This window comes from Paraburkholderia sp. IW21 (genome assembly GCF_041321145.1).
Taxonomy (GTDB): Bacteria; Pseudomonadota; Gammaproteobacteria; order Burkholderiales; family Burkholderiaceae; genus Paraburkholderia.
In genome coordinates this window covers 116317-132990 of record NZ_JBGGWA010000014.1, presented here as the reverse complement: position 1 = coordinate 132990, position 16674 = coordinate 116317, and the positions used below count along the sequence as shown (strand labels likewise).

Sequence of the window (16674 nt, the reverse complement as noted above, 5' to 3'; positions counted from 1 at the left end):
CGACCAATCGCAGTCGGGAATGGAGAAAACGATGAGCCTTGGACTCGTAGGTCGCAAGGTTGGCATGACCCGTATCTTCACGGCAGAAGGGGATTCGATTCCCGTTACCGTGCTGGACGTGTCCGACAACCGCGTGACGCAGATCAAGACTGTTGAAACCGACGGCTACACGGCCGTGCAGGTTGCATTCGGTACGCGCCGTGCATCGCGTGTGACGAAGCCGTTGGCCGGTCATCTCGCCAAAGCCGGTGTTCAAGCCGGTGAAATCCTCAAAGAATTCCAGATCGATGCTGCCAAGGCTGCCGAGTTGTCGAACGGCACCGTGGTCGGCCCCGACCTGTTCGAAGTAGGCCAGAAGGTCGACGTGCAAGGCGTGTCGATCGGTAAGGGCTACGCCGGTACCATCAAGCGTTACAACTTCGCATCCGGCCGTGCATCGCACGGTAACTCGCGCTCGCACAACGTGCCGGGTTCGATCGGTATGGCGCAGGATCCGGGTCGTGTGTTCCCGGGTAAGCGCATGACCGGTCACATGGGTGACGATACGGTAACCGTGCAAAACCTCGAAATCGCTCGTATCGACGCTGACCGCAAGCTGTTGCTGGTCAAGGGCGCCGTTCCGGGTGCGAAGGGTGGCAAGGTATTCGTTACGCCGGCCGTGAAGACGCGTGCCGTGAAAGGAGCGAAATAATGGAACTTAAGCTCCTGAATGCCAATGGTCAGGAAGGTGCAGGCGTTAGCGCGTCGGACGTAGTGTTCGGCCGCGATTACAACGAAGCCCTGATTCACCAGGTTGTGGTGGCGTATCAAGCGAATGCCCGTAGCGGCAACCGCGCGCAGAAGGACCGTGAGCAAGTCAAGCACACGACCAAGAAGCCGTGGCGCCAGAAGGGTACGGGCCGCGCCCGCGCCGGTATGTCGTCGAGCCCGTTGTGGCGCGGCGGTGGCCGGATTTTCCCGAATTCGCCGGAAGAAAACTTTTCGCACAAGGTCAACAAGAAGATGCATCGCGCAGGTCTCTGCTCGATCTTCTCGCAGCTGGCTCGCGAAGGCCGTATCTCGGTGGTCGACGAGCTGACGCTCGAAGCGCCGAAGACGAAGCTGCTGGCCGAAAAATTCAAGGCGATGGGTCTCGACTCCGTGCTGGTGATTACCGACACGGTTGACGAAAACCTGTACCTCGCGTCGCGCAATCTCGCCCATGTGGCAGTTGTCGAGCCGCGTTACGCCGACCCGCTGTCGCTGATCTACTTCAAGAAGATCCTGATCACGAAGGCTGCGGTCGCCCAGATCGAGGAGTTGCTGTCATGAGCGAGATTCGCAAGAACGATCATCGTTTGATGCAGGTCCTGCTCGCACCGGTGATCTCCGAAAAGGCGACGCTGGTGGCCGACAAGAACGAGCAAGTTGTGTTCGAAGTCGCGCCCGATGCCACGAAGCAGGAAGTGAAAGCTGCAGTCGAGCTGCTGTTCAAGGTGGAAGTCAATTCCGTCAATGTGCTGGTCTCGAAGGGTAAAGCCAAGCGCTTTGGCCGCTTCATGGGCAAGCGCAAGGACGTGAAGAAGGCGTACGTCTGCCTGAAGCCCGGCCAGGAAATCAACTTTGAAGCGGAGGCCAAGTAATCATGGCAATCGTTAAAGTTAAGCCGACTTCGCCGGGTCGCCGTGCGATGGTCAAGGTGGTCAACAAGGATCTGCATAAGGGCAAGCCGTTCGCACCGCTGCTCGACGCGCAATCCACGACCGCCGGCCGTAACAACAACGGCCACATCACCACGCGTCATAAGGGTGGTGGTCACAAGCATCACTATCGTGTCGTCGATTTCCGTCGCACGAAGGATGGCATTCCGGCCAAGGTCGAACGTCTTGAGTACGATCCGAACCGTAGCGCGAACATTGCGTTGGTCCTGTACGCAGACGGCGAACGCCGCTACATCATTGCTCCGAAGGGTATCACCGTCGGTCAGCAACTGATGTCGGGTTCGGAAGCGCCGATCCGCGCAGGTAATACGCTGCCGATCCGCAACATTCCGGTCGGTACGACGATCCACTGCATCGAGATGCTGCCGGGCAAGGGCGCGCAAATGGCGCGTTCGGCTGGTACATCGGCGATGTTGCTGGCTCGTGAAGGCATCTACGCACAGGTCCGCCTGCGCTCGGGTGAAATCCGCCGCGTTCACGTTGAATGCCGCGCGACGATTGGTGAAGTTGGCAACGAAGAGCATAGCCTCCGTCAAATCGGTAAGGCTGGCGCAAACCGCTGGCGCGGTATCCGCCCGACGGTGCGTGGCGTTGCAATGAACCCGGTCGATCACCCGCACGGTGGTGGTGAAGGCAAGACGGCTGCAGGTCGCGATCCGGTGAGCCCGTGGGGCACGCCTGCTAAGGGTTATCGCACCCGCAGCAACAAGCGCACGACGAGCATGATCGTCCAGCGCCGTCACAAGCGTTAAGGAGTAGGCAATGGCACGTTCTGTAAAAAAAGGTCCGTTCTGCGACGCCCATTTGCTGAAGAAGGTCGAGTCGGCAGCCGCTGCGCGTGACAAGAAGCCGATCAAAACCTGGTCGCGTCGTTCGACGATTCTGCCGGATTTCATCGGTCTGACGATTGCTGTGCATAACGGCCGTCAACACGTCCCGGTGTACATCTCGGAAAACATGGTCGGCCACAAGCTTGGCGAGTTTGCATTGACCCGGACGTTCAAGGGTCACGCAGCCGACAAGAAGGCTAAGAAATAAGGGGCTCATGATGGAAGTGAAAGCAATTCATCGCGGTGCCCGCATCTCGGCGCAGAAAACGCGCCTTGTGGCTGACCAGATCCGCGGTTTGCCGGTCGACAAGGCGTTGAACGTTCTGACGTTCTCGCCGAAGAAGGCTGCGGGAATCGTGAAAAAGGTCGTGCTGTCGGCGATCGCGAATGCGGAGCATAACGAAGGCGCCGATATCGACGAGCTCAAGGTAACGAGCATCATGGTCGACAAGGCTGCATCGCTCAAGCGTTTTACTGCGCGCGCTAAAGGCCGTGGTAACCGCATCGAGAAGCAATCCTGTCACATCACTGTGACGGTCGGGAATTAAGGGGTCATACGATGGGACAGAAAATTCATCCGACTGGCTTCCGTTTGGCCGTCAGCCGCAATTGGGCGTCGCGTTGGTACGCGAACAACAACAATTTCGCGGCGATGTTGCAGGAAGACATCGGTGTTCGTGAATACCTGAAGAAGAAGCTGAAAAACGCTTCGGTTGGCCGCGTCGTTATCGAGCGTCCGGCGAAGAACGCGCGCATCACGATTTATAGCTCGCGTCCGGGTGTCGTCATCGGTAAGAAGGGCGAAGATATCGAGCTGCTGAAGTCGGAACTGCAACGCCGCATGGGCGTTCCGGTCCACGTCAACATCGAAGAAATCCGTAAGCCGGAAACCGATGCGCAACTGATCGCGGATTCGATCACGCAACAACTCGAGCGCCGGATTATGTTCCGCCGTGCGATGAAGCGTGCGATGCAAAACGCAATGCGTCTGGGTGCTCAAGGCATCAAGATCATGAGCGCCGGCCGCCTGAACGGTATCGAAATCGCTCGTACGGAATGGTATCGCGAAGGTCGCGTGCCCCTTCATACGCTGCGTGCTGATATCGACTACGCAACTTCGGAAGCGAAGACGACGTACGGCATCATCGGCGTGAAGGTGTGGGTCTACAAGGGCGATACGCTCGGCCGCAACGACGCACCGGTGGTTGAAGAAGTCGCCGAAGAAAAGCGTCCGCGCCGTAACGCACGTCCGGGTGGCGATCGCCGTCCGCGTCGCGATGGTGAAGGTGGTGGCCCGGCAGGTGCACGCCGTGGCGCTCCTCGTCGTGCTGGCGGTGCCGGCGACGGCGGGAAGACTGGAGAATAACGATGCTGCAACCGAAACGCAGAAAGTATCGCAAAGAGCAGAAGGGTCGTAACACCGGTATCGCTACCCGCGGCAACGCGGTGTCGTTCGGTGAGTTCGGCCTGAAGGCTATCGGTCGTGGTCGCCTGACCGCGCGCCAGATTGAAGCGGCACGTCGTGCAATGACGCGTCACATCAAGCGTGGTGGCCGCATCTGGATCCGCATATTCCCGGACAAGCCGATCTCGCACAAGCCGGCTGAAGTACGGATGGGTAACGGTAAAGGTAACCCTGAGTACTACGTCGCAGAGATTCAACCGGGCAAGATGCTGTACGAAATGGACGGCGTAACCGAAGAGCTGGCACGCGAAGCGTTCCGTCTGGCTGCAGCTAAGCTGCCGCTTAAGACGACGTTTATCGTGCGTCAGCTCGGCGCCTAAGGAGCAAATGATGAAGGCTTCCGAACTTCACCAGAAAGATCAGGCCGCGCTCAACAAGGAGCTGTCGGACCTGTTGAAGGCGCAATTCGGCCTGCGCATGCAACTCGCGACCCAGCAGCTCACGAACACGAGCCAGCTGAAGAAGGTTCGTCGCGACATCGCACGTGTGCGGACCGTCCTGACTGAGAAGGCGAACCAGAAATGAACGATAGCGTAAAAACCTCGCTCAAGCGGACGCTGGTCGGCAAGGTCGTCAGCAACAAGATGGACAAGACGGTCACCGTGCTGGTTGAGCACCGCGTGAAGCACCCGATCTACGGCAAGTATGTTGTGCGTTCGAAGAAGTACCACGCGCACGACGATGCGAACACGTACAACGAGGGCGACCTCGTTGAAATCCAGGAAACACGTCCGATTTCGAAGACGAAAGCTTGGGTTGTGGCTCGCCTGGTCGAGGCTGCTCGCGTCATCTGACGCCGCGAAGTTGTAGAAGTAGTTGAAATCGCAGTAATTTTCGCTTGCAAGACCGAGGTTATCAGTTATAATCTCGGTCTTCCCTCTTTTATGGGAGCCCCGTCGCGGGCGAAGTTGGTGGGGGAAGCGGTTCAGGCGCCAGTCTGTTCCGAAGGATTCACCGGATTGCGATGGCGGGTTTCGTTTGCCGTCGCTGCTGTTCTAACCCAAGCAGCCGATTGGCTGACGGGACCAAGACTGACCGGGTACGCCATGGTGGTGTGACCGGATTAAGTTGGGAAAGATAAACCATGATCCAGACCGAAACTCGGCTTGAAGTGGCCGACAACACCGGTGCGCGTGAAGTCATGTGCATCAAGGTTCTCGGCGGCTCGAAGCGTCGTTATGCCAGCATTGGCGACATCATCAAGGTGACCGTCAAAGAAGCAACGCCGCGCGGGCGCGTGAAGAAAGGCGAAATTTATAACGCCGTGGTGGTTCGCACCGCCAAGGGCGTGCGCCGTCAGGACGGCTCGCTGATCAAGTTCGATGGCAATGCCGCAGTGCTGTTGAATGCCAAGCTCGAACCTATTGGCACCCGTATTTTCGGGCCTGTTACGCGCGAGTTGCGCAGCGAACGATTCATGAAGATCGTTTCGTTGGCACCTGAAGTGCTGTAAGGAGTCGCGATGAACAAGATTCGCAAAGGTGACGAAGTTATCGTCATCACCGGCAAAGATAAGGGCAAGCGCGGCATCGTGCTGTCCGTTGGCGAAGGCAAAGTGATTGTCGAGGGCATCAATCTCGTCAAGAAACACGTCAAGCCGAACCCGATGAAGGGTACGACGGGCGGTGTGGAAGCCAAGACGATGCCGCTGCAAATTTCGAACGTCGCATTGGTCGACGCGAATGGCAAGGCGTCGCGTGTAGGCATCAAGGTCGAAGGAGACAAGAAGGTCCGTTTCCTTAAGACGACTGGTGCTGAGCTGAGCGCCTGACGCAGCGGAGTAAAAAAATGGCTCGTTTGCAAGAGTTTTACAAAGAGAAGGTTGTACCCGGCCTCATCGAGAAGTTCGGTTACAAGTCCGTGATGGAAGTGCCGCGCATCACCAAGATCACCCTGAACATGGGCCTTGGCGAAGCGGTTGCTGACAAGAAGATCATCGAAAACGCCGTTGGCGACCTGACGAAGATCGCAGGCCAGAAGCCGGTGATCACGAAGGCACGCAAGGCAATCGCTGGCTTCAAGATCCGTCAGGGCTATCCGATCGGTGCAATGGTCACGTTGCGTGGTCAGGCAATGTACGAATTTCTGGACCGTTTCGTGACGGTTGCGCTCCCCCGTGTGCGCGACTTCCGTGGCGTGTCGGGTCGTGCGTTCGATGGTCGCGGCAACTACAACGTCGGTGTGAAAGAGCAGATTATTTTCCCCGAAATCGACTACGACAAGATCGACGCACTGCGTGGGCTGAACATCAGCATCACGACGACTGCGAAGACCGACGACGAAGCAAAGGCTCTGCTCGCCAGCTTCAAGTTCCCGTTCAGAAACTGAGGTTACCGTGGCTAAACTGGCACTGATCGAACGTGAAAAGAAGCGTGCTCGCCTGGCCGCTAAGTACGCTCCCAAGCGTGCTGAGTTGAAGGCGATCATTGGCGATATGAGCAAGTCGGACGAAGAGCATTACGCAGCGCGTCTGGAACTGCAACAACTGCCGCGCAACTCTAATCCGACCCGTAAGCGCAATCGTTGTGCAATTACCGGTCGCCCGCGTGGCACGTTCCGTAAATTCGGGCTGGCGCGCAACAAGATTCGCGAAATCGCGTTTCGCGGCGAGATCCCTGGCCTGACCAAGGCGAGCTGGTAATAGGAGAAACGTAAATGAGCATGAGTGATCCTATCGCCGATATGCTGACTCGCATCCGCAACGCGCAGATGGTCGAGAAAGTTTCGGTGACAATGCCCTCGTCGAAAGTCAAGATTGCGATTGCGCAGGTCCTGAAGGACGAAGGCTATATCGATGATTTCGCAGTGAAGTCCGAAGGTGCGAAATCTGAATTGAACATCGTGTTGAAGTACTACGCTGGCCGTCCGGTGATCGAGCGCATTGAACGCGTTTCGAAGCCTGGTCTGCGTGTGTACCGCGGCCGTAACGACATCCCCGTGGTCATGAATGGCCTCGGCGTGGCAATCGTGTCGACGCCGAAGGGCGTGATGACGGACCGCAAGGCGCGTGCAACGGGCGTTGGCGGCGAAGTCATCTGCTACGTCGCTTAAGGCCGAAAGGAGAGAAACATGTCTCGAGTAGGTAAAAGCCCGATCGCGCTGCAAGGCGCAGAAGTGGCCCTGAGCGACGAACGCATTACCGTCAAGGGCCCACTGGGTACGATTTCGCAGGCTGCTAACAGCCTCGTGAAGGTGGTGAACGACAACGGCACGCTGAAGTTCGAGCCGGTTGGCGAAAGCCGCGAAGCGAATGCGATGTCGGGCACGATGCGCGCACTGGTGGCGAACATGGTGAACGGCGTGACGAAGGGTTTCGAGCGCAAGCTGACGCTGGTTGGCGTCGGTTACCGCGCACAAGCGCAAGGCGACAAGCTGAACCTGTCGCTGGGTTTCTCGCACCCCGTGGTGCACCAGATGCCGGAAGGCGTCAAGGCTGAAACCCCGACGCAAACCGAAATCGTGATCAAGGGGATCAATAAACAACAAGTTGGCCAGGTCGCTGCAGAAGTGCGCGGCTATCGTCCGCCGGAGCCCTACAAGGGCAAGGGTGTGCGTTACGCCAACGAGGTTGTGATCCTCAAAGAAACGAAGAAGAAGTAAGGGTGCGCAATCATGGATAAGACTCAATCTCGCCTGCGCCGCGCTCGTCAGACGCGTATCAAGATCACTGAGCTGCAGGTCGCGCGTCTCGCCGTGCATCGCACGAACACGCACATCTATGCGCAAGTGTTCTCGCCGTGCGGCACCAAGGTGCTCGCCAGCGCGTCGACGCTCGAAGCCGAAGTGCGTGCTCAACTGGCTGATCAGACGGGCAAGGGCGGCAACGTCGCTGCTGCGACCCTGATCGGTAAGCGCATTGCAGAAAAGGCTAAGGCTGCCGGCATCGAATCCGTCGCCTTCGATCGTTCGGGTTTCCGTTACCACGGCCGCGTGAAAGCGCTGGCTGATGCGGCGCGCGAAGCCGGACTCAAGTTCTAAGGGAAGAATTCGTCATGGCAAAGATGCAAGCGAAAGTTCAGGCTGACGAACGCGACGACGGCCTGCGGGAAAAAATGATTTCGGTCAACCGCGTGACCAAGGTCGTGAAGGGTGGCCGGATTCTCGGTTTCGCCGCTCTGACCGTGGTTGGCGACGGTGATGGCCGCGTCGGTATGGGCAAGGGCAAGGCGAAGGAAGTGCCGGTCGCTGTTCAGAAGGCGATGGAACAGGCTCGCCGCAACATGTTCAAGGTGCCGCTTAAGAACGGTACCCTGCAACACGAAGTGCACGGTAAGCACGGCGCATCCATGGTCCTCCTCGCTCCGGCGAAGGACGGTACCGGTGTGATCGCTGGTGGACCGATGCGCGCAGTGTTCGACGTGATGGGCGTGCAGAACGTTGTGGCCAAGAGCCACGGTTCGACGAACCCGTACAACCTCGTTCGTGCAACGCTCGACGGTCTGCGCAAGCAGTCCACGCCGGGCGACATCGCGGCGAAGCGCGGCAAGTCCGTCGAAGATATTCTGGGCTAAGGTGGACACCATGTCTGATAAAACTGTCAAGGTCCAGCTCGTCAAGAGCCTGATCGGCACCCGTGAAACGCACCGTGCAACGGTGCGTGGCTTGGGCCTGCGCCGACTCAACTCGGTTAGCGAGTTGCAGGATACGCCGGCTGTGCGCGGCATGATCAACAAGGTTTCGTACCTCGTTAAGGTCATCAGCTAAGCGGCTGACCAGGACTCAAGGAGTTGATAATGGAATTGAATAACCTGAAGCCGGCTGAAGGCTCGAAGCACGCTAAGCGTCGCGTCGGTCGCGGTATCGGCTCCGGTCTGGGCAAGACTGCTGGCCGTGGTCACAAGGGTCAGAAGTCGCGTTCGGGCGGCTTTCACAAGGTTGGCTTCGAAGGCGGTCAAATGCCGCTGCAACGTCGCCTGCCGAAGCGTGGTTTCACCTCGTTGACGAAGGAATTCGTCGGTGAAGTGCGTCTCTCTGATCTGGAAAAGCTGCCGGTCGACGAAATCGATCTGTTGGCTCTGAAGCAAGCCGGCCTGCTCGGCGAGCTGATCACGAGCGCCAAGATCATCGCGACGGGCGAGCTGAAGCGCAAGGTCGTTGTGAAGGGTCTGGGTGCGACGAAGGGTGCGCGTGCTGCTATTGAAGCAGCCGGCGGCTCTTTTGCCGAGTAACGAGCAAGTTATTTGCCGTCACTAGCATTTGCATCGGAGAAGGTACTTGGCTAACAGCCCGAGTCTCGCAAAACCCGGTCGCGGCGCGGCGAAGTTCGGCGATCTGCGTCGGCGAGCAGTATTCCTGCTGCTGGCGTTGATCGTCTACCGTATCGGCGCGCACATTCCGGTGCCGGGTATTGACCCGGACCAGCTGGCAAAGTTGTTTCAAAGCCAGTCGGGCGGCATCCTTGGCATGTTCAACATGTTCTCGGGTGGCGCACTTTCGCGGTTCACGATTTTCGCGCTTGGGATCATGCCGTACATTTCGGCGTCGATCATCATGCAGTTGCTGGCGATTGTCTCGCCGCAGCTGGAAGCGCTGAAAAAAGAAGGGCAGGCGGGTCAACGGAAGATTACGCAGTACACGCGTATCTTTACGGTCCTGCTGGCAACGTTCCAGGCGTTCGGCATCGCCGTCGCACTGGAAAATCAGCCGGGCCTGGTGATCGATCCGGGAATGGTGTTTCGGTTGACGACGGTCGTGACGCTGGTGACCGGCACGATGTTCCTGATGTGGCTGGGTGAGCAGATCACGGAGCGCGGGCTTGGCAACGGTATCTCGATCATCATTTTCGGCGGTATTGCGGCGGGTTTCCCGAACGCAATCGGTGGACTCTTCGAACTGGTGCGAACCGGCTCGATGAGCATCATTTCGGCGATTATCGTGGTCGCGCTGATTGCTGCTGTGACGTACGTGGTGGTGTTCATCGAACGCGGCCAGCGCAAGATTCTTGTGAACTACGCCAAGCGGCAAGTCGGTAACAAGATTTACGGCGGACAGTCTTCGCATCTGCCGTTGAAGTTGAATATGTCGGGCGTGATTCCGCCGATCTTTGCATCGTCGATCATTCTCTTCCCGGCAACCATCCTGAACTGGTTTAGTTCGGGGTCGCGTACCAGCTGGTTCGCAGACACGTTGCACAATGTGGCCGAAGCCATCAAGCCCGGTCAACCCGTGTACGTGTTGCTGTATGCGTTGGCGATCGTCTTCTTCTGCTTCTTCTACACCGCGCTGGTGTTTAACAGCAGGGAAACGGCCGACAACCTGAAAAAGAGTGGCGCTTTCGTCCCAGGCATCCGCCCGGGCGATCAAACGGCGCGATACATTGACCGCATCCTCACGCGTCTGACGCTGGCTGGTGCGATCTACATCGTGTTTGTTTGTCTGCTGCCTGAATTTTTGGTACTGCGCTGGAACGTGCCGTTTTATTTTGGTGGAACGTCGCTGCTGATCATTGTCGTCGTCACAATGGATTTCATGGCGCAGGTGCAGTCGTACGTTATGTCGCAACAGTATGAATCGCTGCTGAAGAAAGCTAATTTCAAAGGCGGCGGCGTCCCGATGCGTTGAAAGGACTTATGGCCAAAGACGATGTTATCCAGATGCAGGGTGAAGTCATCGAAAACCTGCCTAACGCTACCTTTAGGGTGAAGCTGGAAAACGGCCATGTCGTATTGGGACACATATCCGGCAAGATGCGGATGCACTACATCCGAATCTTGCCGGGCGACAAGGTGACGGTTGAATTGACGCCTTACGATCTGTCGCGTGCGCGGATCGTGTTCCGGGCGAAGTGATTTGAAAAAAGGGTAATATCATGAAAGTGATGGCATCGGTTAAGCGCATTTGCCGCAATTGCAAGATCATCAAGCGCAAAGGCGTTGTGCGCGTGATTTGCAGCTCTGATCCGCGCCACAAACAGCGTCAAGGCTGAACGCCGCGCTTTTTGCTGCGCTTTTTGTTTGAGGAAAAACAATGGCTCGTATCGCAGGGGTTAACATCCCGAATCACCAGCATACCGAAATCGGCCTGACGGCTATTTACGGTGTAGGCCGCACGCGCTCGCGCGACATCTGCGTCGCTGCTGGTGTGGCATTTTCGAAGAAGGTCAAGGACCTGAACGACGCAGACCTCGAAAAGCTGCGTGAAGAAGTCGGCAAGTTCATCGTTGAAGGCGATCTGCGCCGTGAAACGACGATGAACATCAAGCGCCTGATGGATCTCGGCTGCTACCGTGGCGTGCGTCATCGCAAGGGCTTGCCCCTGCGTGGCCAACGCACGCGTACGAATGCCCGTACGCGCAAGGGTCCGCGTCGTGCAGCGCAATCGCTGAAGAAGTAAGCGGAACTGACAGTTACAGGAAAACGTAATGGCTAAGGCTTCGAACAACTCCGCGGCGCAACGCGTTCGCAAGAAGGTCAAGAAGAACGTCGCCGAGGGCGTGGTTCACGTTCACGCGTCGTTCAACAACACCATCATCACGATCACTGATCGTCAAGGCAATGCACTTGCTTGGGCAACGTCGGGTGGTCAGGGCTTCAAGGGTTCGCGTAAATCGACCCCGTTTGCAGCCCAGGTGGCAGCCGAATCGGCTGGCCGCGTGGCGATGGAATACGGCGTGAAGAACCTCGAAGTGCGGATCAAGGGCCCCGGTCCTGGCCGTGAGTCGGCGGTGCGCGCGTTGCACGGTCTTGGTATCAAGATCACCGCGATCTCCGACGTGACTCCGGTCCCGCACAACGGCTGCCGTCCGCCGAAGCGTCGTCGTATTTAAGACGCTGTTTTCGCTAGCGCCTGTTGCCGCCGGGGCTCGTAAGCCGGCGACCACAGGCCGCTTGCGTTATTGAATTGACTAAGCCCACCGTTCGACCCAAAGGGTTCGGACTAGCGCGAGTGCATGCATTCGTGTGATCAATCATAGAAGGAATCAACGTGGCACGTTATATCGGCCCTAAGGCCAAGCTGTCCCGCCGTGAAGGCACTGACCTCTTCCTGAAGAGCGCCCGTCGTTCGCTCGCCGACAAGTGCAAACTTGACAGCAAGCCTGGCCAACACGGCCGCACGTCGGGTGCACGTACGTCCGACTACGGTACGCAGCTGCGCGAAAAGCAAAAAGTGAAGCGCATCTATGGTGTTCTCGAGCGTCAATTCCGCCGTTACTTCGCTGAAGCCGACCGCCTGAAGGGCAACACCGGTGAAAACCTGCTGCAATTGCTCGAATCGCGTCTGGACAACGTCGTGTATCGCATGGGCTTCGGCTCGACGCGCGCTGAAGCACGTCAGCTCGTTAGCCACAAGGCGATCACGGTGAACGGCGTCGTGTCGAACATCCCGTCGATGCAAGTGAAGGCAGGCGACGTCGTCGCAGTGCGCGAACAAAAGAAGAAGCAGGCGCGTATTCTCGAAGCGCTTTCGCTGGCTGAGCAAGGCGGTCTGCCGAGCTGGGTTGCTGTCGATTCGAAGAAGTTCGAAGGCACGTTCAAGAGCAAGCCGGAACGCAGCGACATCGCTGGCGATATCAACGAAAGCCTGATCGTCGAATTGTATTCGCGGTAATCGGATTAACGGCCGGGGCACCTCGATTGCGTTGCGCAAGGGGGCGTCTCGGCTGTTTATTTTCAGGTTGTTACCGGTCAGCCTTATCGGTGTAACGAGCCGAGGGTATTGAAAAGGAAAACCTATGCAAACCAGTTTGTTGAAGCCCAAGATCATCGCAGTTGAATCGCTTGGTGAGAGCCACGCGAAAGTGGTCATGGAACCGTTTGAACGCGGTTACGGCCACACCTTGGGTAACGCGCTTCGGCGCGTGCTGCTGTCGTCGATGGTGGGCTATGCGCCGACCGAAGTGACGATCGCAGGCGTCGTACATGAGTATTCGACGCTCGACGGTGTGCAAGAGGATGTGGTCAACCTGTTGTTGAACCTGAAGGGCGTGGTGTTCAAGCTGCATAACCGTGACGAAGTGACGGTTACGCTGCGCAAGGAAGGCGAAGGCGTTGTCACCGCTGGCGACATTGAACTCGCGCACGATTGCGAAGTGATCAACCCGGATCACGTGATTGCGCACCTGTCGAAGGGCGGCAAGCTCGACGTGCAAATCAAGGTCGAAAAGGGCCGTGGTTATGTGCCGGGCAATGTGCGTCGTTATGGCGAAGAGTCGGCCAAGATCATCGGCCGTATCGTGCTGGACGCGTCGTTCTCGCCGGTTCGCCGCGTGAGCTACGCCGTTGAAAGCGCGCGCGTCGAACAGCGTACCGACCTCGACAAGCTCGTCATGAACATCGAAACAAACGGTGTGATCTCGCCGGAAGAAGCGATCCGTCAATCGGCGCGCATTCTGGTTGATCAACTGTCGGTGTTCGCTGCACTGGAAGGCACCGAAGCAACGGCGGAAGCGCCGTCGCGTGCGCCGCAGATCGATCCGATCCTGCTGCGTCCGGTTGATGATCTCGAACTGACGGTTCGTTCCGCGAACTGCCTGAAGGCTGAGAACATTTACTACATCGGCGACCTGATCCAGCGCACGGAAAACGAGTTGCTCAAGACCCCGAATCTGGGTCGCAAGTCGTTGAACGAAATCAAGGAAGTATTGGCGTCGCGTGGTTTGACACTCGGCATGAAACTCGAAAACTGGCCGCCGGCAGGTTTGGACAAGTAATTCGAGAAGTCATCTCGGGATAAGCCCCGCCGCTGCACTGGCAAAGACGCGGATTTTCCTTTAAAATCCGCGTCTTGTCTTTTTTCACTACCGGCCCGTGCACTTGCCACCGTTGGGAAACCGAAGGTAGGCCGAGCGCGATAGAAGAGCTGGACCAAAACTTTGAATCAAAGGAATTAACATGCGTCACCGTCATGGTCTGCGGAAACTGAACCGCACGAGCAGCCACCGTCTGGCAATGCTCCGTAATATGTCCAACTCGTTGATCGAGCACGAAGTCATCAAGACGACGCTGCCGAAGGCGAAAGAACTCCGTAAAGTCGTCGAGCCGTTGATCACACTCGGCAAGAAGCCGTCGCTGGCAAATCGTCGTCTGGCGTTCAATCGCCTGCGCGATCGTGACTCGGTCACGAAGCTGTTCGAAGTCCTCGGCCCGCGTTACGCCACCCGTCCGGGCGGCTACCTGCGCGTCCTGAAGTTCGGCTTCCGTGTCGGCGACAATGCACCGATGGCACTGGTCGAATTGCTGGACCGTCCGGAAGTCGAAGAAGTTGAAGTGCAAGAAGCTGAGTAAGCTTTTTGGCACCGAAGAAAAAGCCAGGCGCTAAGCTTGGCTTTTTTTGTTTCTGGCGGCGAAATGTGCTGCCAGACCCGACATGGCGGCCAAATGCCGCATGCCCGCAGCGGTGGTGTCTGCGGCACCGCAAGGCTAGGTGATACGATATCGGCACCTGAATCGTGCGCGGCGGGAGCCCTTTGTGAGCGTGAATGTGACCTTGATTCTGACGACGGTGCCGGATGACGCCGTTGCCCAGGCGCTCGCCGCGAATGCATTGGCCGCGGGGCTATGCGCCTGCGTCACGCAACTAGGCGCCGTACAGTCCAGCTATCGTTGGCAGGGTGCGATCGAAACAGCGCAGGAGATCCAGTTGCTGTTCAAGACAAGCGCTGCACGTGCGCTGGAACTCGAACAATACATTCAGGCGCACCATCCCTACGAAACGCCGGAAATCCTCTCGTGGCACGCGACGGCATCGGTCGCGTACGGGCAGTGGATCACTGCTGAAACTCAACGTCCTCTCCATGTCTAACGGTCTCGACCGACGCGCGCGCCATGCGCTGCGCACCGTCTTCTTCCTGCTCGGCTGCCTGATCTTCGCTCAGTTCGGCACGCTTGCCCGCGCTGCGGACGATTTCCTCGATCCCGCCATCGCCTTCAAATTCAGCGCGACGGAGAAACTTGGTGAAGTCGACGTCACCTACAAGATCGCGGACGGCTACTACATGTACCGGGAGCGCTTCGCGTTTGCGACGCGCAACGGCACGGCCACGATCGGCGAGCCGCAATTGCCGGCCGGCCACGTCAAGTTCGACCAGACTTTCAACAAGAACGTCGAAACGTATCGTAATGAGTTGACGATCCGTATCCCCGTCAAACAGGCGGCTGGACCGTTCGATCTCGCTGTCACGTCTCAAGGCTGTGCCGATGCCGGCATCTGCTATCCGCCGATGGAACGCGTGTACCACGTGAGCGGCGAGGCTTTGCAGCCGGTCGGCAGTGCGGCGGCGGCTGCCTCTACGCAGCAATCTGCAGTGAGCGGTACCCCGTGGTACGAGCGCGCCACCAGCGCCGATTACGCGCAGTCGCTGCTGCAAGGGGGGGGCTTCTTCGCGATTATCGGGCTCTTTTTTGTGGCTGGCGCCGTGCTCAGTCTGCTGCCTTGCTCGTATCCGATGATCCCGATCCTGTCGGCGATCATCATCGGTGAAGGCGCGCGGGTGACGCGTGCCCGTGGCTTTGCGTTATCGCTGGCGTACGTGATCGGGATGGCGCTCGTGTACACGGCGCTCGGGATTGCGGCAGCGCTGGTTGGGCAAAGTCTCGGCGCGTGGCTGCAAAACCCATGGGTGCTCGGCACGTTTGGCGTACTGCTGACGATTTTCGCGCTCACCCTGATCGCGGGCTTCGATATCGCGTTGCCGCAGCGCTGGCAAGACGGCGTGTCGCGTGCGTCGACCGGGCGTTCCGGCGGCAAGTTTGCCGCAGTGGCGGTAATGGGCGCGCTTTCCGCGTTAGTGGTCGGCGCCTGTATGACCGCGCCGCTCTTTGCGGTGCTGGCATTCATTGCACATACGGGCGACGCGGTGCTTGGCGGTGCCGCGCTGTTCTCGATGGGACTTGGGCTCGGCGTACCGCTCCTGATCATCGGTCTTGGCGCCGGCACGTTGTTGCCGCGCGCCGGCGCGTGGATGGACGGCGTCAAGGTGTTTTTCGGGGTGGTGCTGCTTGCGGCGGCTCTGTGGATCGTCTGGCCGGTGCTCGGCGCGGCCGCGACGATGCTATTGAGCGCGCTGTGGTTACTTATCGCAGCGGCCGGCCTCGGTCTTTTCTCTGCCCCAGCCGCAGGCGTTTCCGTATGGCGCCGGCTTGGCCGTGGCATCGGCGCGGCGCTGGCAATCTGGGCGGCGGTGCTGTTGGTCGGGCTGGCTGCGGGCTCGTCCGATCCTCTGCGTCCGCTCGCAGTACTGGCAGCACGCAGCGGGGAGACGGCCGGAGCGACTGCCTCCAATACGCCGAATGCGGCGCCACAGAGCGATCTGACGTTCGCTGCGGTGCATTCCTCGGCAGAACTCGACCAGGCCGTCAAAGCGGCTGCGCGGCCCTCCATGCTCGATTTTTACGCGGACTGGTGCGTGAGTTGCAAGGAAATGGAGAAGTTCACGTTCAGCGACCCGCGCGTTCAGGCAAAGCTGAAGCAGATGAACCTGCTGCGTGCCGACGTCACCGCGAACAACGCCGACGATCAAATGCTGCTCAAGCGCTTCAGCCTGTTCGGGCCGCCAGGCATCATCTTCTTCGATCAAGGCGGCAAGGAAGTGCTGCGCGTCGTCGGATACGAGTCCGCGGACAAGTTTTTGCGCACCCTTGATCGCGCGAGCGCAGCCGGGGGCGCAACGCAGAGCAACTCGCCTGCCTGAGCGCGCAAAGAAACCCGCGCCGACGCGCCCGTAAAAGGCGCATGCCAGAAC

Annotated in this window: 30 protein-coding genes; all 30 read left to right on the top strand. The window is 58.5% G+C overall.

The annotated features are described in order from the left end of the window. Window positions 1-31: 31 nt before the first annotated feature. Window positions 32-691: a 50S ribosomal protein L3 gene (gene rplC / locus ACAX43_RS28050; RefSeq protein WP_007180137.1), complete on the top strand. Its 660-nt coding sequence runs from the start codon at window positions 32-34 to the stop codon at window positions 689-691. Beyond that, window positions 691-1311 carry a 50S ribosomal protein L4 gene (gene rplD / locus ACAX43_RS28045; RefSeq protein WP_007180136.1) on the top strand — a complete coding sequence of 207 codons (621 nt, stop codon included), beginning with the start codon at window positions 691-693 and terminating at the stop codon, window positions 1309-1311. The genes rplC and rplD overlap by 1 nt, the downstream gene beginning before the upstream one ends. After that, on the top strand, window positions 1308-1622 hold the full coding sequence (rplW, locus tag ACAX43_RS28040) for a 50S ribosomal protein L23 (protein WP_007180135.1): 315 nt from the start codon (window positions 1308-1310) through the stop codon (window positions 1620-1622). The genes rplD and rplW overlap by 4 nt, the downstream gene beginning before the upstream one ends. Window positions 1623-1624: 2 nt before the next feature. Beyond that, entirely contained in the window at window positions 1625-2452 is an 828-nt protein-coding gene (rplB, locus tag ACAX43_RS28035; RefSeq protein WP_370711631.1) for a 50S ribosomal protein L2, read from the top strand. A 10-nt stretch (window positions 2453-2462) separates the two neighbouring features. Continuing rightward, window positions 2463-2738, top strand: a complete 276-nt coding sequence (gene rpsS / locus ACAX43_RS28030; protein ID WP_054036552.1) for a 30S ribosomal protein S19 — start codon at window positions 2463-2465, stop codon at window positions 2736-2738. A 7-nt stretch (window positions 2739-2745) separates the two neighbouring features. Next, window positions 2746-3078, top strand: coding sequence for a 50S ribosomal protein L22 (gene rplV, locus ACAX43_RS28025; RefSeq protein WP_197070230.1), 333 nt, complete (start codon window positions 2746-2748; stop codon window positions 3076-3078). An 11-nt stretch (window positions 3079-3089) separates the two neighbouring features. Then, window positions 3090-3896 (top strand): 30S ribosomal protein S3, encoded by an 807-nt coding sequence (gene rpsC, locus ACAX43_RS28020; RefSeq protein ID WP_011490053.1) that lies wholly within the window; start codon window positions 3090-3092, stop codon window positions 3894-3896. Window positions 3897-3898: 2 nt separating this feature from the next. Beyond that, window positions 3899-4315 (top strand): 50S ribosomal protein L16, encoded by a 417-nt coding sequence (gene rplP / locus ACAX43_RS28015; protein ID WP_007180131.1) that lies wholly within the window; start codon window positions 3899-3901, stop codon window positions 4313-4315. Between the two features lie 10 nt (window positions 4316-4325). Continuing rightward, window positions 4326-4520, top strand: coding sequence for a 50S ribosomal protein L29 (gene rpmC, locus ACAX43_RS28010; protein ID WP_007180130.1), 195 nt, complete (start codon window positions 4326-4328; stop codon window positions 4518-4520). Next, a complete protein-coding gene (gene rpsQ / locus ACAX43_RS28005) occupies window positions 4517-4789 on the top strand; it encodes a 30S ribosomal protein S17 (protein ID WP_007180129.1) in 273 nt (90 codons plus the stop codon). Before rpmC ends, rpsQ begins: the two co-directional genes overlap by 4 nt. A 290-nt stretch (window positions 4790-5079) precedes the next feature. Then, window positions 5080-5448, top strand: coding sequence for a 50S ribosomal protein L14 (rplN, locus tag ACAX43_RS28000; RefSeq protein WP_006052212.1), 369 nt, complete (start codon window positions 5080-5082; stop codon window positions 5446-5448). Between the two features lie 9 nt (window positions 5449-5457). After that, window positions 5458-5766, top strand: coding sequence for a 50S ribosomal protein L24 (rplX, locus tag ACAX43_RS27995; protein ID WP_115109799.1), 309 nt, complete (start codon window positions 5458-5460; stop codon window positions 5764-5766). A 17-nt stretch (window positions 5767-5783) separates the two neighbouring features. Next, window positions 5784-6323: a 50S ribosomal protein L5 gene (gene rplE / locus ACAX43_RS27990; RefSeq protein WP_094778390.1), complete on the top strand. Its 540-nt coding sequence runs from the start codon at window positions 5784-5786 to the stop codon at window positions 6321-6323. Between the two features lie 7 nt (window positions 6324-6330). Beyond that, entirely contained in the window at window positions 6331-6636 is a 306-nt protein-coding gene (gene rpsN, locus ACAX43_RS27985) for a 30S ribosomal protein S14 (RefSeq protein ID WP_006052215.1), read from the top strand. 14 nt (window positions 6637-6650) lie between these two features. Next, window positions 6651-7046, top strand: coding sequence for a 30S ribosomal protein S8 (gene rpsH / locus ACAX43_RS27980; RefSeq protein ID WP_027199076.1), 396 nt, complete (start codon window positions 6651-6653; stop codon window positions 7044-7046). 18 nt (window positions 7047-7064) lie between these two features. After that, window positions 7065-7595 carry a 50S ribosomal protein L6 gene (gene rplF / locus ACAX43_RS27975; RefSeq protein WP_370711630.1) on the top strand — a complete coding sequence of 177 codons (531 nt, stop codon included), beginning with the start codon at window positions 7065-7067 and terminating at the stop codon, window positions 7593-7595. A 12-nt stretch (window positions 7596-7607) separates the two neighbouring features. Then, window positions 7608-7973: a 50S ribosomal protein L18 gene (rplR, locus tag ACAX43_RS27970; RefSeq protein WP_102632854.1), complete on the top strand. Its 366-nt coding sequence runs from the start codon at window positions 7608-7610 to the stop codon at window positions 7971-7973. 14 nt (window positions 7974-7987) lie between these two features. Beyond that, entirely contained in the window at window positions 7988-8506 is a 519-nt protein-coding gene (gene rpsE / locus ACAX43_RS27965) for a 30S ribosomal protein S5 (RefSeq protein WP_006052219.1), read from the top strand. Window positions 8507-8516: 10 nt separating this feature from the next. Next, window positions 8517-8699, top strand: coding sequence for a 50S ribosomal protein L30 (gene rpmD / locus ACAX43_RS27960; protein ID WP_007180126.1), 183 nt, complete (start codon window positions 8517-8519; stop codon window positions 8697-8699). 29 nt (window positions 8700-8728) lie between these two features. Next, window positions 8729-9163: a 50S ribosomal protein L15 gene (rplO, locus tag ACAX43_RS27955; RefSeq protein ID WP_370711629.1), complete on the top strand. Its 435-nt coding sequence runs from the start codon at window positions 8729-8731 to the stop codon at window positions 9161-9163. Window positions 9164-9209: 46 nt separating this feature from the next. Further along, a complete protein-coding gene (gene secY, locus ACAX43_RS27950) occupies window positions 9210-10556 on the top strand; it encodes a preprotein translocase subunit SecY (protein ID WP_370711628.1) in 1347 nt (448 codons plus the stop codon). Between the two features lie 8 nt (window positions 10557-10564). Continuing rightward, on the top strand, window positions 10565-10783 hold the full coding sequence (gene infA, locus ACAX43_RS27945) for a translation initiation factor IF-1 (protein ID WP_004521905.1): 219 nt from the start codon (window positions 10565-10567) through the stop codon (window positions 10781-10783). A 20-nt stretch (window positions 10784-10803) separates the two neighbouring features. Continuing rightward, a complete protein-coding gene (gene rpmJ / locus ACAX43_RS27940) occupies window positions 10804-10920 on the top strand; it encodes a 50S ribosomal protein L36 (RefSeq protein ID WP_004199844.1) in 117 nt (38 codons plus the stop codon). A gap of 41 nt (window positions 10921-10961) precedes the next feature. Further along, the gene (gene rpsM, locus ACAX43_RS27935; RefSeq protein ID WP_012434566.1) at window positions 10962-11327 is read left to right on the top strand and encodes a 30S ribosomal protein S13; all 366 of its coding nucleotides are present in this window, start codon (window positions 10962-10964) and stop codon (window positions 11325-11327) included. Window positions 11328-11355: 28 nt separating this feature from the next. Further along, window positions 11356-11760: a 30S ribosomal protein S11 gene (gene rpsK / locus ACAX43_RS27930; protein WP_006052224.1), complete on the top strand. Its 405-nt coding sequence runs from the start codon at window positions 11356-11358 to the stop codon at window positions 11758-11760. Between the two features lie 158 nt (window positions 11761-11918). Next, window positions 11919-12542 carry a 30S ribosomal protein S4 gene (gene rpsD / locus ACAX43_RS27925; protein WP_027800372.1) on the top strand — a complete coding sequence of 208 codons (624 nt, stop codon included), beginning with the start codon at window positions 11919-11921 and terminating at the stop codon, window positions 12540-12542. Window positions 12543-12666: 124 nt separating this feature from the next. After that, complete coding sequence (rpoA, locus tag ACAX43_RS27920) at window positions 12667-13644, top strand: DNA-directed RNA polymerase subunit alpha (protein WP_028199575.1); 978 nt, start codon at window positions 12667-12669, stop codon at window positions 13642-13644. A gap of 181 nt (window positions 13645-13825) precedes the next feature. Further along, window positions 13826-14218: a 50S ribosomal protein L17 gene (rplQ, locus tag ACAX43_RS27915; RefSeq protein ID WP_006052227.1), complete on the top strand. Its 393-nt coding sequence runs from the start codon at window positions 13826-13828 to the stop codon at window positions 14216-14218. A 184-nt stretch (window positions 14219-14402) separates the two neighbouring features. Beyond that, window positions 14403-14735: a divalent-cation tolerance protein CutA gene (gene cutA / locus ACAX43_RS27910; protein WP_370711625.1), complete on the top strand. Its 333-nt coding sequence runs from the start codon at window positions 14403-14405 to the stop codon at window positions 14733-14735. Continuing rightward, window positions 14728-16623: a protein-disulfide reductase DsbD gene (dsbD, locus tag ACAX43_RS27905; RefSeq protein ID WP_370711624.1), complete on the top strand. Its 1896-nt coding sequence runs from the start codon at window positions 14728-14730 to the stop codon at window positions 16621-16623. The genes cutA and dsbD overlap by 8 nt, the downstream gene beginning before the upstream one ends. Window positions 16624-16674 lie beyond the last annotated feature (51 nt).